Annotated in this window: 16 protein-coding genes; 13 read left to right on the top strand and 3 right to left on the bottom strand. The window is 38.4% G+C overall.

Annotation, left to right across the window (positions count from 1 at the left end):
• Window positions 1–723: 723 nt before the first annotated feature.
• The 6 genes from AC1DVK_RS04775 to nhaC all read left to right on the top strand — a co-directional run bounded on the left by AC1DVK_RS04775 (window position 724) and on the right by nhaC (window position 10,889).
• On the top strand, window positions 724–2,298 hold the full coding sequence (locus AC1DVK_RS04775) for a peptide chain release factor 3 (protein WP_477625962.1): 1,575 nt from the start codon (window positions 724–726) through the stop codon (window positions 2,296–2,298).
• A gap of 1,117 nt (window positions 2,299–3,415) precedes the next feature.
• Complete coding sequence (gene dcuS, locus AC1DVK_RS04770; protein ID WP_477625961.1) at window positions 3,416–5,017, top strand: DcuS/MalK family sensor histidine kinase; 1,602 nt, start codon at window positions 3,416–3,418, stop codon at window positions 5,015–5,017.
• The gene (locus tag AC1DVK_RS04765) at window positions 5,014–5,721 is read left to right on the top strand and encodes a response regulator (RefSeq protein ID WP_477625960.1); all 708 of its coding nucleotides are present in this window, start codon (window positions 5,014–5,016) and stop codon (window positions 5,719–5,721) included. Before dcuS ends, AC1DVK_RS04765 begins: the two co-directional genes overlap by 4 nt.
• 296 nt (window positions 5,722–6,017) lie before the next feature.
• Window positions 6,018–7,712, top strand: a complete 1,695-nt coding sequence (locus AC1DVK_RS04760; protein WP_477625959.1) for an NAD-dependent malic enzyme — start codon at window positions 6,018–6,020, stop codon at window positions 7,710–7,712.
• Between the two features lie 121 nt (window positions 7,713–7,833).
• The gene (locus AC1DVK_RS04755) at window positions 7,834–8,781 is read left to right on the top strand and encodes an AEC family transporter (RefSeq protein WP_089364133.1); all 948 of its coding nucleotides are present in this window, start codon (window positions 7,834–7,836) and stop codon (window positions 8,779–8,781) included.
• A 728-nt stretch (window positions 8,782–9,509) separates the two neighbouring features.
• Window positions 9,510–10,889 carry a Na+/H+ antiporter NhaC gene (gene nhaC, locus AC1DVK_RS04750; protein ID WP_427087240.1) on the top strand — a complete coding sequence of 460 codons (1,380 nt, stop codon included), beginning with the start codon at window positions 9,510–9,512 and terminating at the stop codon, window positions 10,887–10,889.
• Window positions 10,890–11,018: 129 nt separating this feature from the next.
• Here nhaC and AC1DVK_RS04745 read toward each other — a convergent pair whose 3' ends face one another.
• Window positions 11,019–12,212, bottom strand: coding sequence for an FtsW/RodA/SpoVE family cell cycle protein (locus AC1DVK_RS04745; RefSeq protein WP_089364132.1), 1,194 nt, complete (start codon window positions 12,210–12,212; stop codon window positions 11,019–11,021).
• A gap of 291 nt (window positions 12,213–12,503) precedes the next feature.
• On the opposite strand from AC1DVK_RS04745, the gene AC1DVK_RS04740 reads away from it, so the two are divergent.
• The 6 genes from AC1DVK_RS04740 (at window position 12,504) to AC1DVK_RS04715 (ending at window position 18,278) form a co-directional block, all read left to right on the top strand.
• The gene (locus AC1DVK_RS04740) at window positions 12,504–12,773 is read left to right on the top strand and encodes a hypothetical protein (RefSeq protein WP_477625958.1); all 270 of its coding nucleotides are present in this window, start codon (window positions 12,504–12,506) and stop codon (window positions 12,771–12,773) included.
• Window positions 12,774–12,830: 57 nt separating this feature from the next.
• Entirely contained in the window at window positions 12,831–13,043 is a 213-nt protein-coding gene (locus AC1DVK_RS04735) for a hypothetical protein (protein WP_477625957.1), read from the top strand.
• 304 nt (window positions 13,044–13,347) lie between these two features.
• On the top strand, window positions 13,348–14,910 hold the full coding sequence (locus AC1DVK_RS04730; protein ID WP_477625956.1) for an aldehyde dehydrogenase family protein: 1,563 nt from the start codon (window positions 13,348–13,350) through the stop codon (window positions 14,908–14,910).
• A gap of 255 nt (window positions 14,911–15,165) precedes the next feature.
• The gene (locus AC1DVK_RS04725) at window positions 15,166–15,939 is read left to right on the top strand and encodes a TerC family protein (RefSeq protein WP_089364129.1); all 774 of its coding nucleotides are present in this window, start codon (window positions 15,166–15,168) and stop codon (window positions 15,937–15,939) included.
• Between the two features lie 354 nt (window positions 15,940–16,293).
• The gene (gene sigI, locus AC1DVK_RS04720) at window positions 16,294–17,037 is read left to right on the top strand and encodes an RNA polymerase sigma factor SigI (RefSeq protein WP_061462214.1); all 744 of its coding nucleotides are present in this window, start codon (window positions 16,294–16,296) and stop codon (window positions 17,035–17,037) included.
• A complete protein-coding gene (locus tag AC1DVK_RS04715; protein ID WP_477625955.1) occupies window positions 17,034–18,278 on the top strand; it encodes an anti-sigma factor domain-containing protein in 1,245 nt (414 codons plus the stop codon). Before sigI ends, AC1DVK_RS04715 begins: the two co-directional genes overlap by 4 nt.
• A 55-nt stretch (window positions 18,279–18,333) precedes the next feature.
• Here AC1DVK_RS04715 and AC1DVK_RS04710 read toward each other — a convergent pair whose 3' ends face one another.
• Window positions 18,334–18,531, bottom strand: coding sequence for an alpha/beta-type small acid-soluble spore protein (locus AC1DVK_RS04710; RefSeq protein ID WP_061462216.1), 198 nt, complete (start codon window positions 18,529–18,531; stop codon window positions 18,334–18,336).
• A 232-nt stretch (window positions 18,532–18,763) separates the two neighbouring features.
• Between AC1DVK_RS04710 and AC1DVK_RS04705 the strand changes: the two genes are divergently transcribed.
• Window positions 18,764–20,116: a TrkH family potassium uptake protein gene (locus tag AC1DVK_RS04705; protein ID WP_477625954.1), complete on the top strand. Its 1,353-nt coding sequence runs from the start codon at window positions 18,764–18,766 to the stop codon at window positions 20,114–20,116.
• 158 nt (window positions 20,117–20,274) lie between these two features.
• Here the strand turns inward: AC1DVK_RS04705 and AC1DVK_RS04700 are convergent.
• A partial coding sequence (locus AC1DVK_RS04700) for a transposase (protein WP_477625953.1) occupies window positions 20,275–20,513 on the bottom strand: 239 nt, incomplete at its 5' end.

Raw genomic sequence — 20,513 nt, 5'->3', positions numbered from 1 at the left:
GTAAAAATTAACTCACTAACCTCTGGAGCAATTTCCAGTTTTTTAGTATATACCCACCTTTATAAAGGATAAAACAAATGGAAGTAATTTATACATTGTGAATTGGGAAAAATACTATTAGGGAGGTTATATAAAGGGAAGTATAACGGTATTGTCGTGCAGAATTCTCCTGGTTTGAAATTTGACGGGAATGCCATGTCCCAAAAGGAAAAGCCTTTATGGTTGAAATTAAAATAATCGGGTATAGGATAAGGAAGAAAGGACTGATGGATAAATGAAGAAATTATTAAAAAGGGCCCTCATATTTGCTGCTCCCATCATATTCAAAGAAGTAAAGAAACGATGGAAAAACAAACGGAATCAAAAAGCGATGAAAACAGCAAGGTAAGTTGGAAAAACAATGAAATAATGAACGATAATCATAAGAATTCGGGTAAGGGGCGCTGATTAAGCGTCTTTTGTTTTGCTATCTGAACAAATCCTTTTATAGTGTTCCATTCACCTCTACATCTTTCCTTCATATCGTGTTAAAATAGTAAGGTTGATTGAAATGAATGCCGAGTAGCCAAGGCTTAAGCCTTATGATATATTGCTTCTTACATATATTGTGTATGATCAGGATCTTTGCTGCATACAAAGAAAGGTTGCCATTCCAATGTAAAAATTACGATAAATCCCCTATATATTTTTTATTGATGACTCCAATAATGAAAGGAACATTTTATGACTACATTAAAAGACGAGGTTCACTCTCGAAGGACCTTCGCAATCATCTCTCACCCGGATGCCGGGAAAACGACTTTAACAGAAAAATTATTGCTGTTTGGTGGTGCGATTCGTGATGCCGGAACAGTTAAAGCAAGAAAAACAGGGAAATATGCTACAAGTGACTGGATGGAGATAGAGAAGCAACGGGGAATTTCCGTTACATCCTCGGTCATGCAATTTGATTATGATGATTTCCGTGTTAATATTCTCGATACACCAGGTCACCAAGATTTCAGTGAAGACACATATCGTACACTGATGGCTGTTGATAGCGCCGTGATGATCATCGACTCGGCAAAAGGGATCGAGGATCAGACGGTTAAATTATTCAAAGTATGTCGGATGAGGGGTATCCCGATTTTCACTTTTATCAATAAAATGGACCGACAAGGTAAAATGCCGCTCGAATTGCTTGCCGAACTTGAAGAGGTATTGGGGATTGAAACATACCCGATGAACTGGCCGATTGGAATGGGAAAAGACTTCGTGGGTATTTACGATAGGTTCAATAATCGGATTGAACAATTCAAAACTGAAGGGGATGAGCGTTTCCTTCCGTTGAATGACGAAGGTGAACTCGAAGTGGATCATAAACTTAAGGATTCCCAGTTATATGAGCAAACTTTGGAAGAAATCATGCTGTTGACGGAAGCGGGTAACCAATTCTCTGAAGAAAACATTGCGAATGGAAAACTTAGTCCCGTATTTTTCGGAAGTGCTTTAACGACATTCGGTGTTCAGACGTTTTTGGATGCCTATCTGAAATTTGCACCAGCCCCACAAGCACGGATGACAACATCAGGTGAAATGAGTCCTGTCAGTAATGATTTTTCCGGCTTCATTTTCAAGATACAGGCGAATATGAATCCGAAACACCGTGATCGGATTGCTTTCCTTCGTATCTGCTCCGGTAAATTCGAGCGTGGAATGAGTGTCAACTTGAGCAGGACAGGGAAACCAATCAACCTTTCTTCATCTACTCAATTCATGGCAGATGATCGGAACACCGTAAACGAAGCCGTAAGCGGGGATATCATCGGTTTATATGATACCGGGAACTACCAAATCGGCGATACGATTACAACAAGCAAAGACATGTTCCAGTTTGAAAGGCTACCGCAGTTTACACCGGAACTATTCATGAGGGTAACAGMTAAAAACGTCATGAAACAGAAACATTTCCATAAAGGAATTAACCAACTTGTACAAGAAGGGGCAATTCAGCTCTTCAAAACGGTTCGGATGGAAGAATACCTGCTTGGTGCGGTTGGGCAACTTCAATTTGAAGTATTCGAGCATCGAATGAGGAATGAGTACAATGTTGAAGTCGTGATGGAGCGCATGGGCAGTAAGATCACACGTTGGGCTGAAGATGAAAAGCTGGATGAAAATCTTCATAGCACAAGAAGCATTCTTGTTAAAGACCGGTTTGATAAATATGCATTTTTATTTGAAAACGAATTTGCACTTCGTTGGTTCCAAGATAAAAATCCTGACGTGGAATTATATAATCCAATGGATTTGAAATAATGGAGAGGCCCGTGTAATATACACGGGTTTTTTCATTATCTGGAGCATTGTTTAAATATCGAAAGGTTTTTTTGATAGTAACTTAAACATGTTTCCGGGGCTATATTTACCTGTTATTATGTGAAATTACCTATAGAGCGAATTTATGGAGGAACTTCATAATCAATCAGGCTTCGACTTAACTTGATACATTGGAACAGAAATCCCTGACATTTGGGTTGTATATCATTTTAATCAATAGTTTAACTGGAAAACATCTGATAGTGGAGGTTGTTCAGCTTGTAGAATAAGGTCCCTTTTAGGGTCTAAATCTGCAAGCTTTTTTTGTGTAATCAAAAAAAAACAGATTCCAGATAAAAGTTATATAAACAATAAAGACTGATGTTATATATACATAAGTAGGATTTGCATGTATTTTCGATTTATAGGTTTCAATTGCCCCGTCTACATCCGCACTGATGTCTACAATTACTAATCTTTTTTCATAATCATTAACATATCTCTAGTAATTAAATGACCTTTTCTATGTTTAGGCCATTTTACACAATTGATGACTAAGTCTAAACCTTGAGTACTGTCTTAATACATTGTTGATTTGAAATCTGTTGAAAATGCGGGTATTTTAATCATTACCCCCTGTTTTAAACATGTCGACTTTAGATAAACGGAAACAGGGAGATAGAAGATGTTAGACAGCTGAATTTTTGAAAATTAAATAGTAACTAATTGGAAAGGTTAAAAGAAAAGCGCAGTAACTTTTAGCATGGTAAGAATTGCTGGGATATTCCGCGAAACTTCTTATAACTGCATAATGCTAATAGAAAATTTGTGGCTTTAACCCTGGTGCAGGAGGAGAATAGCAAAAATAACTTATATTGAACTACCGAGGTATGCATTTATATCCAAGTACGAAGGTATAGTCGGTTTTATCATTGGAGTATTTTTAAGGATACGATTGGCAAATGGTTAGGTTAATTGAATTAAATCAATTGGCTACCTTTTTGGAACTTGATAAAGTACCGAATAATTGTGTGATGTAGGCAAAATGAACATACTTAACATAAAAAGTATCTTCCTTAAAGTTAATAGAGTTTTTAGACCAAAGAGGTGTGTAGCAGTGAAAAAAGGGAAATGGAGTCTACAGTTTACTATTATGATACTGGTGTGTGGAGTAGTAGCCCTATCATTATTTATTACAGATATTCTTATTAGCCAAACAGTAGCGGATACAATAGAGAAGAGCCAGACTGAAAAAGCAGTAAACGTAGCACGCATGGCAGCACAAACGCCGCTTGTAATCGAAGCGTTAAGTGGAAGTGGGAACAATCAGGAAGTTCAGCAATTTGCCAATAGGATAAAAAAATCGACAGATGTAGAATTTGTAGTAATAATCGATAATAATGGAATCCGGAAAACTCACCCCGATCCAAGTAAAATAGGAAAAAAATTTGTTGGGGGGGATGAGAAAGATGTATTACGAGGTAGAGAGCACATATCTATTTCCAAAGGAACTTTAGGCAGGTCATTGCGTTCTTTCACCCCTGTTTATGATTCAGAGGATAATCAAATTGGAGCCGTGGTGGTCGGTATTTCTCTTCAAAAAGTTAATGATGCTGTTTTAAAAAGCCGTTTTAATATTTATGTGGGAACCGTTTTTGGAATATTAACCGGAATTGCCGGGGCAATCCTTTTGGCAAGGTATATTAAGAAAATATTATTTGGGCTGGAACCTTTTGCTATTGCAAAGGTTTTAAAAGAGCGAAACGCCATTTTACAATCAGTTCGGGAGGGAATTATAGCGGTAGATCAGAGTTCAACCATTACTCTCATAAACAAAGCAGCTTTAAAGATATTTAAAAAAGCGGGCATTAATGAAAATCCAACGGGTAAAAAGGTAACTGGTTACATGCCTGGCTCAAACCTGGATAGAATCCTGGAGACCGGCAAGGCCGAATTGGATAAAGAGCAGGATTTAAACGATAGTGTCTTACTAGTGAATAGGGTGCCAGTATTTGTAAAGGATGAAATCGTGGGTGCCGTGGCTACATTTCGTGATAAAACAGAAATACATCTGCTGGCGGAGCAGCTTACTGGAGTCCGTTTATATGCTGAATCTTTAAGGGCCCAGTCGCACGAATTCATGAACAAACTTCATGTAATACTTGGTATGGTGCATATGCATTATTATGATCAGCTTGCAGCATATATTAGTGATCTTGTTGACCACAGAGAGAACGAGATTGGCTTTATTACCAAAACCGTTAAAGATCCAGTACTAGCCGGTTTTTTAATTGGAAAACTAAGTTATGCCAGGGAAGCAGGTGCTAAGCTGGCATTATCCTCTGACTTTCAATTGCCAGAACCAGAAAATGCATCTATTACTCATGAGCTAATTACGATAATAGGAAATTTGATTGACAATGCTATAGAAGCAGTGGAAAAAAGGCCCGTTAAACGAATTGAATTAAAGTTTGATTATGCAGATGATATTTTAACTATTGAAGTTCATGATACTGGACAGGGAATATCTGATGCCAATCTTAATCATATCCTTCTAAAAGGATTTACAACAAAAGGAGATGACAGGGGGATTGGTTTATATTTGGTTAAGGCAAGCCTGGATAAGCTAGGTGGAGATCTCGATATTAGGTCAAAAGAAGGTCAAGAAACAACGTTTGTGGTTTATATACCATACAAAAGCAAGGATGATGTAGGATGATTAAGGTAATGATCGTAGAAGATGACCCGATGGTTGCTGAGTTCAATAAGCGCTATTTGAATCAAGTCGATGGCTACGAATTAGCTGCTGTCTGTTCCTCAGTGGATCAAGCTCTGAATGTATTGGAAAATCAAAGAATAGGGTTAGTTCTATTAGACATTTTCATGCCTGGGAAAAATGGACTCGATTTACTCTCACAAATTCGAGAAAGTGAAAAAGAAATAGATGTTATTGTCATTTCTGCTGCGTCGGACATTGAGAGGATTCAGAAAGCATTGAGACTAGGTGCTGTTGATTATTTAATTAAGCCGTTTGAATTTGAACGTTTTAACGCGGCCTTATCAGCATATCGGAACAAATCAGCTTTTATTCAAGATAAAAATATGCTAAATCAAGAAGAATTAGATTATCGAATATTGCATCAAGAAGAAAATCATTTACCAGAGGAATTACCGAAAGGATTAGCTCAAGATACCTTAAAGATTATATGGAATGTGATACGGGTATTTAAAAATGCTCCCTTTTCAACAGAGGAAGTCGTAAATGTGGCGGGTATATCCAGKGTATCAGTAAGGAAATATTTAAAATTCATGAAGGATATCGGGGTCCTTGATGTTAAGGTAATCTATGGAACGATAGGCCGACCAGTCTCCCAACACAAATTTAATGATGACAAGAGCCATATTATTCAACGTTATCTGTAAGTAGCCAAATGGCTGCTTACTTTTTTTAATTACATAATACTAAAAATAGTTAAATAAGCTAGTGTCCCCCGTAAATGACTACTAAGATATACACTGGCGATTGAGTTATGTATAAATTTTTCATAGGATTAAACAAATAAGCAGTAATGAGGAAATATTTATGTTTTTATGTGCTGTATATTTATTTTCCTTTTTACAGTTTTCTTTTAGTAATTACACTTCCACAGGGAAGAATATACTCTATTGCCTGGTAATGATCATTTGTAAATATACATTTTTAGGAAGAGGGTACGTCTATGACAGCTTATGATAAGACAAAAAAGGGCTTGGAAACAACTTTAAGAGGAAAAGGTATTCTGTCAAACCCTTTTATTAATAAAGGGGTTGCTTTCACTAAGGAAGAAAGAAATGAACTAGGATTGGTAGGTTTGCTGCCATCCCAGGTGCTTACTCTTGAGGAACAAGTAAAAAGAGCTTATGTACAATTTTCCACTCAACCTAGCGATATTCGGAAGAATGGAATGTTATATGATTTGTTTAATAGGAATGTGGTACTGTTTTACCGCCTACTTAAAGACCATCTAAGTGAAATACTTCCAATCATTTACACACCTACTGTAGGAGAGGCCATTCAACAGTACTCCCAAGAATATCACCGTCCAGGAGGTCTATACCTATCTATAGATAATATGGAGGGAATGGAAGATGCATTTAAAAACCTGGACCTTTCATCTGATGATATCGATTTAATAGTTGTTACAGATTCTGAAAGTATTCTTGGAATCGGAGATCAGGGAGTTGGTGGAATTAACATAGCCATTGGCAAATTGGCAGTCTACACTGCAGCTGCGGGAATTGATCCAAGCAGGGTGCTACCTATTGTCCTGGATGTTGGGACTGACAACGAAAGCCTGATTAGTGATCCACTGTATATTGGTAACAGGTTTGGGCGTGTTCGCGGTGATGAATACACCGAATTCATTGATTTATTTGTTAAAAATTCTCAAGCCTTCTTCCCAAGGGTATTACTTCACTGGGAAGACTTTGGAAATATAAATGCACGAAATATAATCGATAATTATGGTGAAAAGATTCTCACTTTTAATGATGATATACAAGGTACAGGTGCAGTAACACTAGCCGCCGTAAAGTCTGCATTACAAGTAACTGGTGTTCCTTTAAAGGAACAAAGAGTTGTTGTTTTTGGTCCAGGTGCAGCAGGAATCGGTAATGCTGATCAGATGGTTGAAGCCATGATTCTTGATGGCATTTCAAGAGAAGAGGCATATGGTAACTTTTGGGCTGTCGATTATCGTGGATTGTTGATAGATGACATTCCGGATGTTTTGAAATTCCAAAAGCCGTATTGCCGGAAAGCTGAAGGAGTTGAGGAATGGGCTCGGAATGAAGTCGGAATTATCCCATTATTAGAGGTAATAAAAAAGGTTAAACCAACCATCTTAATCGGTACTTCTGGTCAAACAGGAGCTTTCTCAGAAGAAGTTGTAAAAGAAATGGCAAAGCACGTGGAACATCCTATTATTATGCCGATGTCAAATCCGACTCCCTTAGCGGAAGCTGTTCCTGAAGACCTTATAAAGTGGACTCAAGGTAAAGCCTTAATAGCGACAGGAAGCCCGTTTGATGATGTTGACTATAATGGTGTGATTTATACAATCGGACAATCTAATAATGCATATATTTTTCCAGGACTTGGACTTGGTGCAATTGTCGCAGAAGCAACAATAATCTCTAAGGGCATGCTTGCAGCAGCATCATCTGCTGTTTCAAGATTATCGGATAGCAGTAAGCATGGTGCTTCTTTACTCCCTTCAATCAAACAATTGCAAGAGGTTTCTAAATCTGTAGCCATCGAAGTGGCAAAGACAGCCATTGAAGAAGGAGTTGCGAAAGCGGATATAACAGATATTGAAAAAGCAATTACAGAATACATGTGGAAGCCGGAGTACAAAACCATTCATGGGAAATAAATCCGGGATTATTTTGTTGTCTCAAAAGAAAGGGGATCCGTTTTAGGGGATCTCCGTATAAGTCAGTCAAAGTAGAATCTTTTAAATAGGACAATTTTTTGGAAAGAGAAGTGCATCTCGAGTGAATATTGGGAATATATTTTTAACATTAATACCAATCTTTTTTACAATTATTATTGGTTATTTGGGTGGCTATTTTAAAATTTTTAATTCAGAATCATCCAAAGGGCTTAATACGTTAGTTACAAAATTTGCATTACCTGCACACTTATTCATTGGGATCACGACAACCTCAAAACAAACCTTAATTAATCAATGGTCATTTTTCTTAACTATGACCATAGGTGTTATTGGCTTTTACATTATCCTTTTAATAGTGGCTCGTTTGGTGTTTAAATACGATTTAACTAAAGCATCTATGTTCTCATTAAACGCAACTCAGCCAGCCTTTGCTTTTATGGGGATATCTGTATTAGGCAGTTTGTTTGGGGCGCAAGAGATAGCTATACCTATTGCGATTACCGGTATTGTGGTGAATGCCCTTCTGGATCCATTAGCAACAATAGTTGGTACGGTCGGACAATCCAGATTGGGTAAATCTAAAGATGAAAAAACAAACATTCTAGGTATTGTTTTGCATGGTCTTAGCGAACCGCTTGCATGTATTCCCCTACTTGCTGTTGTATTAACACTATTAGGGTTCCAGGCACCGGATATCATAAAAAATGCGCTTGATCAAATTGGGTCAGTGACATCTGGGGTTGCATTATTTGCTGTTGGTGTAACCGTGGGTATCCGTAAGATTAGCCTACGACCAATTGCTTTTGGTATTTCCATTTTAAAAGTTGTGGCTATTCCATTATTTATGATTCTGGTTGCTCATCTAATTGGCCTTGATCATGCAGATACAATTAAAGCTATTTTGCTAGTATCATTTCCGGGATCTGCTGTAGCTGCAATGATTTCAACTAGATTTGATTCATTATCAACTGAAACAGCATCTTCATTTGTAATTAGTACCATTCTATCTTTAATTACATTACCTATCTATATTTCCTTGTTAATGTAGCCTTCTAAGTATCCATCCTTCTAGGATGGATACTTTTCAACAGAAGTTTGTGAAATACTGAACAAACTTATTATATAACATTAACCTTTTTTTGAAAAGAGTAGATGTTGGCTATTTTGTTTTAAAGGGATGGCGTTTGATTAAAGGTGTAAGCCTAGGAAAATGCGTCGCAAATATTATCGATTGTGAAAACTATCCACTTATAAAAAAGATTATAATAATAGGATTTGTGTAATTACATATTCGAATGCAGCAGTTGACCAAATCTAAAATCTAAATCTTCGGTGTACAGGAATCATTTTTTTACTTACAAAAAGTAGTTTGTACACAATAATAATTTTTATTAATTGGTAAATTAAAAACCAAATTATATGATGATCAGGAACGGTTTGCAGTTCATTTAGGTGGGACTACGACATAACTGAAAGAATTGTAGGGACATGATTAAGATAGGGCCTTATTTGGGGCTAAGCAAAGAAGAGGACTTATATCTTAGGGAATATTTAGCTGAACCTATACGAATCGAAGTATGGGTTTTTGTTTTGTGATAAAAAGGAATGAAGAATCGAATTCTACTAAAATAGATTATTATTCCTTTGACAATCGCCCGAAACTCCTTTATATTTAGCTAGTACTTTAGTGCTTAAAAGCGTTTCAGTAATTGTAGGGAGTGAAAAGTCCTATCCTTACCTTAGAGAATATACAAAATGAAAGCGGGGAAATACATTATGCGTCTTGAAGATGCAAAGCTAAAACTCTCCTTACCTGAAGCAATTGGGGTTTTGGCCGTTCTATTATTAATTATTGCAACTGGTATCATACATTATGGACTTGCCCCCCATATTCCAATTATAGCGGCAATCCTATTTCTATTTGTTTATGGAAAGATCAAGAAGCTGCCATTTTCAATTATGGAGGCGGCTATCGTCAAAGGTGCAGTTTCTGGTATGGGAGCTATCTATATATTCTTTTTCATTGGAATGCTGATTTCAATCTGGATGGCAAGCGGGACGATCCCTACCATCATGTACTATGGTTTTGACTGGATTTCCGGTGAATATTTCTATGCGGTCACATTTTTGGTGTGTTCGCTACTTGGGCTCTGTATCGGGAGTTCACTTACAACAGCAGCCACAATCGGCGTTGCTTTCATAGGCATGGCGTCGGCGATGGATTTTTCGTTGGCGATCACAGCCGGTGCAATCATTTCCGGTGCATTTCTTGGGGATAAAATGTCTCCATTATCCGACTCGACCAACCTTGCTTCGGGAACGGTTGGAGTACCATTATTTGAACATATCAAAAATATGCTTTGGACAACGATTCCAGGTTTTTTAATATCACTTATTCTCTTCTACTTCCTTTCACCTAATGTCAAACTGGCTCGCGTTGAGGAAATTGAAGCCATGACGAAAGCCCTGGAGATGGAAACGAACATAAGCATATGGAGTTTGATTCCGTTTGCCATCGTTCTAGTCATGGCTTTGAAAAAGGTGTCAGCCATTCCGACATTGTCGGCAGGAATCATTTCGGCAGCTATCATCGCTTTCATTCAAACTCCTAATTTGACGGTTGCAAAACTAGCAGATATTTTATACGGCGGATTTGTACTCAAGAGTGGAATGGAACAACTGGACTCAATCCTATCGAGGGGCGGCATTGAAAGTATGATGTTCTCCGTTTCGATGGTGTTGTTGGCATTGGCGATGGGCGGACTATTGTTTGAATTGGGAGTGATTCCTTCAATTTTAAATGCGGTCCAGGATTCACTGACGAGTGTAGCGAAAGTGATCTCCGCTACTGTATTTGCAGGAATCAGCGTGAATTTCCTAGTGGGTGAACAGTATTTGTCAGTTATACTGCCTGGGAAAGCCTTTCAGCAGAAATATGAAGATTTAGGCTTACACCCAAAAACTCTTACGAGGGTACTTGAAGATGCAGGAACAGTTGTTAATCCTCTGGTTCCTTGGGGTGTTTGCGGTGTATTCCTGACACAGGTATTGGGTGTTCCAACCCTTGAATATGCCCCATTTGCATTCTTTTGCTTACTTTGTCCTTTGCTTAGTTTGATTTCAGGCTTTACGAAAATCGGTATCCATTATAAATGAAAAAACAGGCGGTCGGTTTTGACTGCCTGTTTTTTTATGTGATATCCCATAACCAAAGATTGGAGAGAGGGTATGACTAAAAACCCCCTGACATGAACAGAAATGTCAGGGGGTGAAGGATTGGATCGTTTATTTTGAAGAAGCGATCTCATCTTTTGGGATGGACACGACTTTCTCTTTCTGTTCAAGTAAATTCATTCGCATTACGACATTTTGGTATATTCCCATTGACAGCATGAGCAGCAGTAAGGAAGATCCTCCATAGCTGATGAACGGAAGAGTGATACCAGTAATGGGAATTAGTCCAGTCGCACCGCCGATGTTGATACCAACTTGAATGCCAATCATGGATGAGATTCCGATCAATAATAGGCTTCCAAATGGATCTTTACATTTTGCTGAGAGTATAAACCCCCTAAGGACGATAAACCCAAGTGTCAATAGAACGAAGCCTACACCGAATATTCCAAGTTCTTCTGCAATGATGGAAATGATGAAATCCGTATGTGATTCGGGCAGGTACCCGTATTTTTGTACACTGTCACCAAGTCCCACGCCTGTAAGGCCTCCTGATCCTATCGCATACAAGGAATTCACGAGCTGATACCCATTTCCTCCCTCTTGACCAAAAGGATCTGCAAACCCGGTAAATCGAGACACTTTATTTTCAGAGAAAACGGATGAAAAATTTCCTGTCACGATTACTCCTAATGCAAATATTGTAACGAATATCGCAGTAATCAAAGAGAGTTTGGAAATACTCTTAAATGACATTCCGGATGAAAAGATCATCGTACTTGAAATTAGGAAAATGACGGCTGCCGTTCCGTAGTCAGGTTGAATCCCGATTAAAAAACAAATGAATACGAGAAAGAAAATCGGGGGGATGACGGCTTTATCAATGCTATTGATTCGATCCTGCCTTTTTCCGTATATGGCTGCCAGATAAATGATCATGACTAACTTGGAAAATTCCGCAGGTTGGACCGATTTTGTCCCTAACTTGAACCAGCTTGTGGCATTTCCTGCTGTATGGCCGAAAATAAATAGCAGCAAAAGGATACCGGCCATTCCAAACATCATAGACATCAAGAAAACTTTGTTTTTGTACATCTTATAAGGAAGAATCATCGTCACGATCATTGCCAGGAATGATATGACAAAGGCCGTTTTTTGTTTCTCGAAGAAGAAATCCATGGACTGGTGGTACCGAGCAACAGCAGTAATCATGCTCGAACTGTAAATCATCACTAAACCAAACAAACAGAGTAATACGACAGCGATGAAAATAGGGAAGTCGTATGCTTTAATTATTCTTTTCATTTGTGCGCTCACCTCAAATATGTATGCGCGAAAAAATCGCCTTCTTATATAGTAACGGAAAATCAGTTATATAGATAATAATTTTATTCGATAATATGAATTTATCCTCCCAAACCCCATATTAAACACTAAACCCGATAAACTTGACAGCTGCAATTCCCTTTGGTTTCCTATACATTAACTTCGATAGTTATCGTGAATTCTCCTTTTAATCGTGATTATTTTTACTATATATTCCATTTTGGTAGTGCTATTATGGCTAGGAGATTACTATTCAAGGTAAATTGGTGAGTGGAATTATTCGATGAACTTCAACAAAAAGTCACACACATATTTAATCTTGACGCGATATACGATTTAGCTATCCCTGAAAAAATTGACCGGCTTGTCAATGTCGTAGGTAAGGACCATGTAAACGAATTTGATAAAGGGGTAACTAATCTTAAGAGGTATACGTTTTTAGCACCCGTTATGTGGCAGGGAATCGGGAAGGGATTCTTTACGAGCATGAATTGCGCTTTCCGAAAAGCTTTAAGAATCATTATGAACGACAAAATTTGAGGCTGAATTACTTGACGAGGAGCTTAAAAAGAGATTCCTATTACGACAATCAGGCCCATGATTGTTAAGGGGCATTCCCAAACAGGGGAAACGATTAAATTCGATGGTCGCTATTTCAACCTCAATTTTCTTGATCCATATATTTCATCGGAGAGGGAAACGGTAGTGAACCTGGTTACAATCGATTATATTATACAGGCTACTTTATCTCCGGCATTATATAATGAAGGCAGGGAAAACCTATCATTTAACTGGTCCCAACCCAAGTAAGGCTAGAGAATTTTATGAACTTTTCGTTGATGAATTGTATAAGAAAAACCAAAAGGCCATATTCCAATGGACTAAGCCAAGCGCTTCTATCAAGGGTCCTATGAAGGCATATTCAGGACAAGAAGCCCCTTGATTACTTCACTTGGAAAGGACGTTTTGACAGTACTGCAGCCCAAAACGATTTAGATGCTTCTGGAATCATTTGTCCTGATTTCAGGGAAGTTGTTCCTGGTCAATTTTTATTTAAAACATAAAAATGATAAGGAGTACCAGATAAGAATTTGGTAAAGAAAGGGGAATAGTTATGGAAAAAATACAAGGCAAGTGGGATGTGTATTCCCCGGCAACAGGTGAGAAGATTGCGGAATTCGTTCCAACGCCACTGACCTCGATCCCTGATATATATAAGAAATCAAGATATGCGTTTCAAACGTGGTCAAGTCTTCCCATCAAAGAACGGCTGCTATATTTAAAACGGCTTCGCTTATTGATGGTTGAAAAAATGGATGAAATAGCTGAAGTTATTTCAAAAGATACGGGAAAAGTAAAAATTGAAGCGCTGGTTGCTGACATTATGCCCACCATTGATGCGATCAAGCATATCGAGAAACATGCAGTAAAAGCTCTTTCCGGACAGAGGGTGTCCACTCCACTCATGCTAACTGGGAAAAAATCCTATGTCCATTTTATGCCCCGTGGAACGGTTCTCGTCATTTCACCATGGAATTATCCGCTGCAGCTCTCCATGGTACCCATTCTAAATGCTCTAGCAGCAGGAAATACAGTCATCGCCAAGCCATCAGAGGTAACTCCTTTAGTTGGGCTGTGCATTGATAATCTGTTTCATGAAGCTGGTTTCCCAGAGGGAACTATACAGTTTGCGCATGGGGGGAAAGAATTGGGTGCGGCACTAACTGAGCAAAAACCAGATTATATATTTTTCACTGGATCTGTAAGGACCGGAAAAATGATCGGTGAGGTCGCAGCTAAACAACTTATCCCAACTACTCTTGAGCTTGGCGGGAAGGATCCGATGATTGTTCTGAGTGATGCTAACCTGGAACGGGCTGTGAACGGGGCTCTTTGGGGTGCTTTTACAAACAGCGGGCAAGTGTGTATGAGTGTCGAAAGGGTTTATGTAGAACGTTCCGTTTATAAGGAATTCCTAACGGTGCTTAAAGAAAAAGCGAAGTCCATGAGGCAGGGGATTCAATTAAACGATGATATCGGTTCAATGACTTTCCCAGCACAAGTTGATATTGTGGCTGGACACCTGGAGGACGCACTGAATAAAGGGGCCATAATTGAAACTGGAACCTCTCCGAAAGAGTGGAGAACGGGACAGACCCACTTCATCCCGCCGACGATTCTGTCCAATGTCGACCATTCCATGAAAATCATGAAAGAAGAAACGTTCGGACCCGTGTTGCCTGTTGTGCCTTTTGATACGGAGGAACAAGTGATTGCCCTTGCAAATGAAAGTGAATATGGACTCAATTCGAGCGTATGGACGATGGACAGGGAAAAAGCAAGTCGGATTGCGTCACAGTTAGTTACAGGAGCGGTGACGATCAATGATGTGCTGATTACTGTTGCTAATCATCATTTACCATTTGGAGGTGCCAAACAAAGTGGCATTGGCCGCTATCATGGCGAGCATGGATTGAAGATTTTCTGTCATGAAAAAGCGATCATGATCGATAAAGGTAAAAAGAATACAGAAATCCAATGGTATCCATATGATGGGAAATATCCGAGGTTTTTATCGTTGTTTCAGAACTACTTTTCTGGAAAACCGAACTGGATCCGTTTTGGTAAAGAATATTTGCAGTTGATTAAATTATCCAAAGGGAAACGAAGAGGATGATCCAAATATAAAAAAGATTGTTATTTTCATAATAAGTGCGTATACTATTAATATACTTAATAACTGATTTTCCTTTCAAAGGGGAGTAGCGTTAGGGTTCGCCCTAAAACAAAGTCGTCATTACGTGAATGGAAACATTCATCGGCTTTGTTGACATGTTTTCATGTTCAGCAAGACCTTTGCCTATACGGCAGAGGTCTTTTTATTTTGCCAATGCCGATAGGGAGAGAATACAAACTATTGGAGGTTGAATGGATGGAAGCATCAATATTATTGGAATATGGTTGGGTCCTTCTTATCTTGGTTGGACTAGAAGGAATACTCGCTGCGGATAATGCAGTCGTCATGGCTGTCATGGTTAAACATTTACCAAAAGAACAACAACGAAAAGCCTTGTTTTATGGTCTGATGGGAGCTTTTGTTTTCCGCTTTGCAAGTCTATTCCTTATTTCCTTTCTTGTCGACGTGTGGCAAGTTCAAGCGATCGGTGCCATTTACTTACTTTTCATTGCTTTTCAGCACATTTACAAAAAATACGTTGGTAAAGGTGAGAAGGAAGTCACAAAACCTAAAAAGCAATCTGGCTTCTGGTTGACCGTGGTAAAGGTTGAAGCTGCTGATATCGCTTTCGCAATCGATTCCATGTTGGCCGCCGTTGCACTGGCTGTTACACTTCCTGCAACAGGCTGGATGAAAGTCGGCAGTATTGACGGAGGGCAATTCGCCGTTATGTTCCTCGGTGGTATGATTGGATTGATCATTATGAGGTTTGCAGCAAATGCATTCGTGAAATTGCTTCATCAGCGTCCTTCACTTGAAACGGCAGCATTTTTGATTGTAGGTTGGGTTGGGGTGAAGTTAGCGGTATATACACTCGCACACCCTTCACTGGCTGTCATCGATCATCATTTCCCTGAATCAACTCTTTGGAAATCGATATTCTGGGTCGTATTGATTGGAATTGCCGTGGGTGCGTGGATCATTTCAAGCAAAAAAGAGAAAAAAGAGAATCAAATACAGGAAGCATAAAAAAACAGGCGTGCAAGTTTACGCCTGTTTTTTTATCTTCTTAATGTATTTATGGAGGCTACCCACACAAGACCAGGGATGTTTGCGAATGATATGTTAAAAGATGTGAATATTAAATTCTCGTTAGAAAAATGACAATTGTCCCATTGATTTGTACAATGATCCTGTAAAAGATATTTTACTGTAATTGCACTGTAATAAACGAGAAGAAACTAAGTATTTTATCATGTGGATATATTATGTGATTTCATTTATATCGCAAAAATAGTTCTTTTAGCACTGTCTTTTAGACTCGCTCCGCTTAAGATAAGTATGTTGATGCGTATTTTTGTTCAACAGGAGCGAGGTGAGCAAATGCTTGGATTGATGTTTACAGCATTCAAAAAAAAGCGTTCTTTAGAAGAAACCGTATTGAAAATTCAACAAGGCGATATAAGCCTTCGTAATGATACTATAGAGTCTTTCAAACCTTTTATTGCAAAAACCGTCTCATCAATCTGCAGACGTTACATTTACGAATCAGATGATGAATTTAGTATTGGAATGATTGCTTTTAATGAGGCAATCGATAAATATTCCCCGGAAAAAGGCCGTTCTTTATTGGCATTTGCCGAAACCCTCGTTAAACGAAGGGTTATAGATTATTTAAGAAGCCAGTCGAAACGGAAAGAAGTCCTTTTGGATTTATCTCTGAATGATGATAATGATCAAAGCCATATATATATCGATAATGAAAATTCCATGAATGAATACGAGAAGCAAAAGGAATCGGAAAGAAGAAAAGAAGAAATTCACCTTTATATAAGCCATCTACAGGATTTTGGTCTGTCATTTGAGGATTTAGTCGAAAACTCTCCAAAACATGCGGATGCCAGGAAGGGAGCTATTATGATTGCTAAATTGTTAATGGAAGATGACGAACTGAAAGAAATCCTGTTTGCAAAAAAGCGGCTGCCAGTAAAGCAGCTTGAAGGAAAAGTGGATGTAAGCAGAAAAACGATTGAACGGAACAGAAAGTACATCATTGCTGTGGCAATCATAATAAACGGAGATTTTTTGTACTTGAATGATTATATAAAAGGGGCTATCAATGGATGAAAAAAGGAGTAATTCTTTCAGTTAATAAGCGTTTTGTAACCCTATTGACCCCCGAGGGTGAATTTCTAAAAACCAAAAGGCAGGAACGGGAATATGAAGTAGGTGAGGAAATCGCTTTTTCGCCTATTAAACAAAAGGTCACTTTCGCCTTTCCCAATTTTAATTCATCTTTCAAAAAAAAGGCCGTGCTAAGCATTGCCTCCACTTTCCTGATTCTCTTTTCGTTTCTTCCATCCTATTTCTCTGAGCATGTATCGGCATACATGACAATAGATGTGAATCCCAGCATTGAATTGGAGCTTGACCATCATTTAGAAGTTCTCAAACTTAGCGGTTTAAATGAAGACGGCAAGCTTGTGATTGGTCAGCTGAAAGATTGGAAAGGTAAGGACATTAAAACGGTTACAAACCGAATCGTCGAAACGACGAAGCAACTTGGATATCTGAAAGAAAAAAAACAAATAGTCGTTTCCACAACGATATTGGATAAAGATAAAAAATTGGATAAGAACTTAAAAAAAGAGATAAAAGAAATATCAGAACAGAATAATGTTTCTAATACGAAGATGAAAGTGATTCAGGCAACAAAAAGCGATAGGAAGCAAGCAAGGGAACAAGGCATATCCACAGGTAAGTATGTCGAAAAGAAGTTAAATGAAGATAAAGAGAAGGTAAAAGTCAATACGAGGGAGTCAGCACCAGCAACGGATAAAAAAGTAGAGGAAAAGGTTGTTATTCCGAAAGAGCAGAGCGAAACGCTGAGTACAGAAAAAAAATCGGTTGAGGAAAAGAAAAAAGAGAACAATACAACAAATGAATTAAAGCAAAAGTCGGTAAATGAAGCAAAACCAAATGAACAGAAAAACTTAGGAACACCATCAGACCAAAATAAGGGAAAAACCAAAAGTGAAGATAAAAATGGAAAACGGAATGAGATAAATGACTTTAAGAAAAAAAGCATGGAATCAAAAGGAAAACCTGTCAGCAATCAAAATAATCACAGCAACCAATTTAAGGACAAGCAGAAAAATGAAAAGGAAGATAAAAGGCTTGATGGGAAAAGATATACATCGGTCAATGAAAAGGGAAGAGAAAGAGAACAGAATAATGGCGATCATATAAAGCTCGAAAGTAAAAATAAAAAAGATAAACAAGATAAAATAGTGATAAAGGTTAAACAAGATTGGGATAAGTGGAAAAAGGGTAAGGGCAATAATGGAAACGGACAAGGGAATAATTAAAAGAGTCCAGCACGGAGCTGGACTCTTAGCCATGGATATTTAATTGTGATAGTAATTATTGACCTTGACCTTTAAGTTGAGATTGAGCTTGTGCTACAAGTCGTTTCGTAATTTCTCCGCCAACTGAACCATTGGCACGTGCTGAAGTATCGGAACCTAGTTGTACACCGAATTCTGATGCAATTTCATATTTGATTTGTTCTAATGCTTGTTCAATTCCAGGAACAAGAAGGTTGTTACTGCTGTTAGCCATTTGAATCTCCCCTTTACTTTTTCAACGGCTTTTGCCGCTGTAATGATAGTATAAGTAGAATGCGGAGTTTTACTTATAGTAGCGGAATCAAACTTTTTGGTAAACCTGCCTTATTGTTGTAAGTAAGACAGTTTTAAAAGAGAATGGAAAAAAGAATGAAAAAAGGGTAAACTAGATTTTTAATGGTTATGTGATTCACATAACTATAAAGGAGTAAGAAAGGAAACTCTTTATGTTTGCTATCAAAAAAATATTATCAAAATTAACACCAGCTCAGCTTATCGTCGGTTATTATTTTTTAGCTGTCAGCATCTCGACAGCGTTGCTTAGCCTGCCGGTTGCCCTAAAACCTGGTGTTGAGTGGGAATTCATGGATGCCTTATTTACAGCTATCAGTGCTGTCAGTGTTACAGGATTAACTGTAGTCAGTACGCCTGATGTGTTAAGTGAGGCTGGCTATTTCATTCTGATGTTCGTTCTCCAGTTTGGCGGGATTGGCATCATGACACTCGGAACCTTTTTCTGGCTAATATTGGGCAAGAAGATCGGTTTGAAGGAAAGGCAATTGATCATGACCGATCAAAACCAATCGAATCTTTCGGGCCTTGTTAAATTATTGATTCAAATCATTCAGATATTCCTCGTTATTGAAATGATTGGTGCCCTGGTTTTAGGTATTTATTTTTTGAATTATTATCCAAACTGGAAAGACGCCTTCTTAAATGGCTTATTTTTGGCAGTCAGTTCCACTACCAATGCCGGTTTTGATATCACCGGTATATCGATGATTCCTTTTAAAGGGGATTACTTCGTACAGTTCATCACGATTATCCTGCTTACCCTTGGAGCCATTGGGTTTCCGGTCTTGATCGAGTTGAAAGAGTTTTTGTCCAATAGTGCCCGTACTTATAAGTTTCATTTTTCTTTGTTCACGAAGCTGACATCAGTCACTTTCTTTTTTCTTATCATTGGGGGGACGATCCTGATTTACCTGCTGGAAATGAATGGGTTCTTTAAAGGTAAGAGCTGGCATGAATCGTTCTTCTACTCGTTATTCATGTCCTCCAATACGCGAAGCGGAGGGCTAACAACAATGAATGTGGGTGACTTTTCGGAACCGACCCTTTTATTGATGAGCATATTAATGTTCATTGGGGCATCCCCAAGCTCAGTCGGGGGAGGGATCCGCACAACCACTCTGGCTATCATGATTCTTTTCTTATGGAATTTCATGAGGGGAAGGCGATCCATCAAAGTGTTCAAACGGGAGATTCATCCAGATGATATCCGAAAAGCGACAGCAGTTATGATCATGGGTTCCTTCCTGTGCATATTGGCCATCTTCATTTTATCGATTACCGAGAATTTCACTTTAACCCAAATCATTTTTGAGGTATGTTCGGCTTTCGGTTCAGTTGGCCTTTCGATGGGAATCACGCCTGATCTCAGTAATACCGGTAAAATTGTCATTATGATCATTATGTTTATTGGCCGAGTCGGGATAACGTCCCTGCTTTTTATCATTGGCCATAAAGAAGTTACGGAAAATTATCATTATCCAAAGGAACGCGTCATCATTGGGTAAATGATTTAAGTTGAAAAGAGACCTTTCCATCGAGGAAAAGTTTCAGTTTGTAGACAAAAGGGGTTCGGAATTAAAAAATTCCGAACCCCTTTTTGAAATTCCCTTTGAATTTTTGCCTGAAGTTAAGAGATTGGGGCTGGCTCTACGAGCCCACTATGTTAGGCCATTTTTGGACCTCSYCATGTCCAATTGGCCATCTTCTTTAAATTAATGGCAGCGAAAGTAAGCATCGCCTGCATCGACAATTTTTTAAGTCCCCTTAAAGTTGTCCAACGCATACCATGCTTTTCTTTTGCATCTGCGAATACACGCTCAATCGTTTCTTTACGTTTCGCATATATAGTTTTTACATCTTGATGATGACGCAGATGATCTGCTTCTTCCACATGTGTTTGCC

This window comes from Peribacillus sp. P4_B1 (genome assembly GCF_056402395.1).
This window is presented reverse-complemented; position numbering and strand designations above follow the sequence as displayed.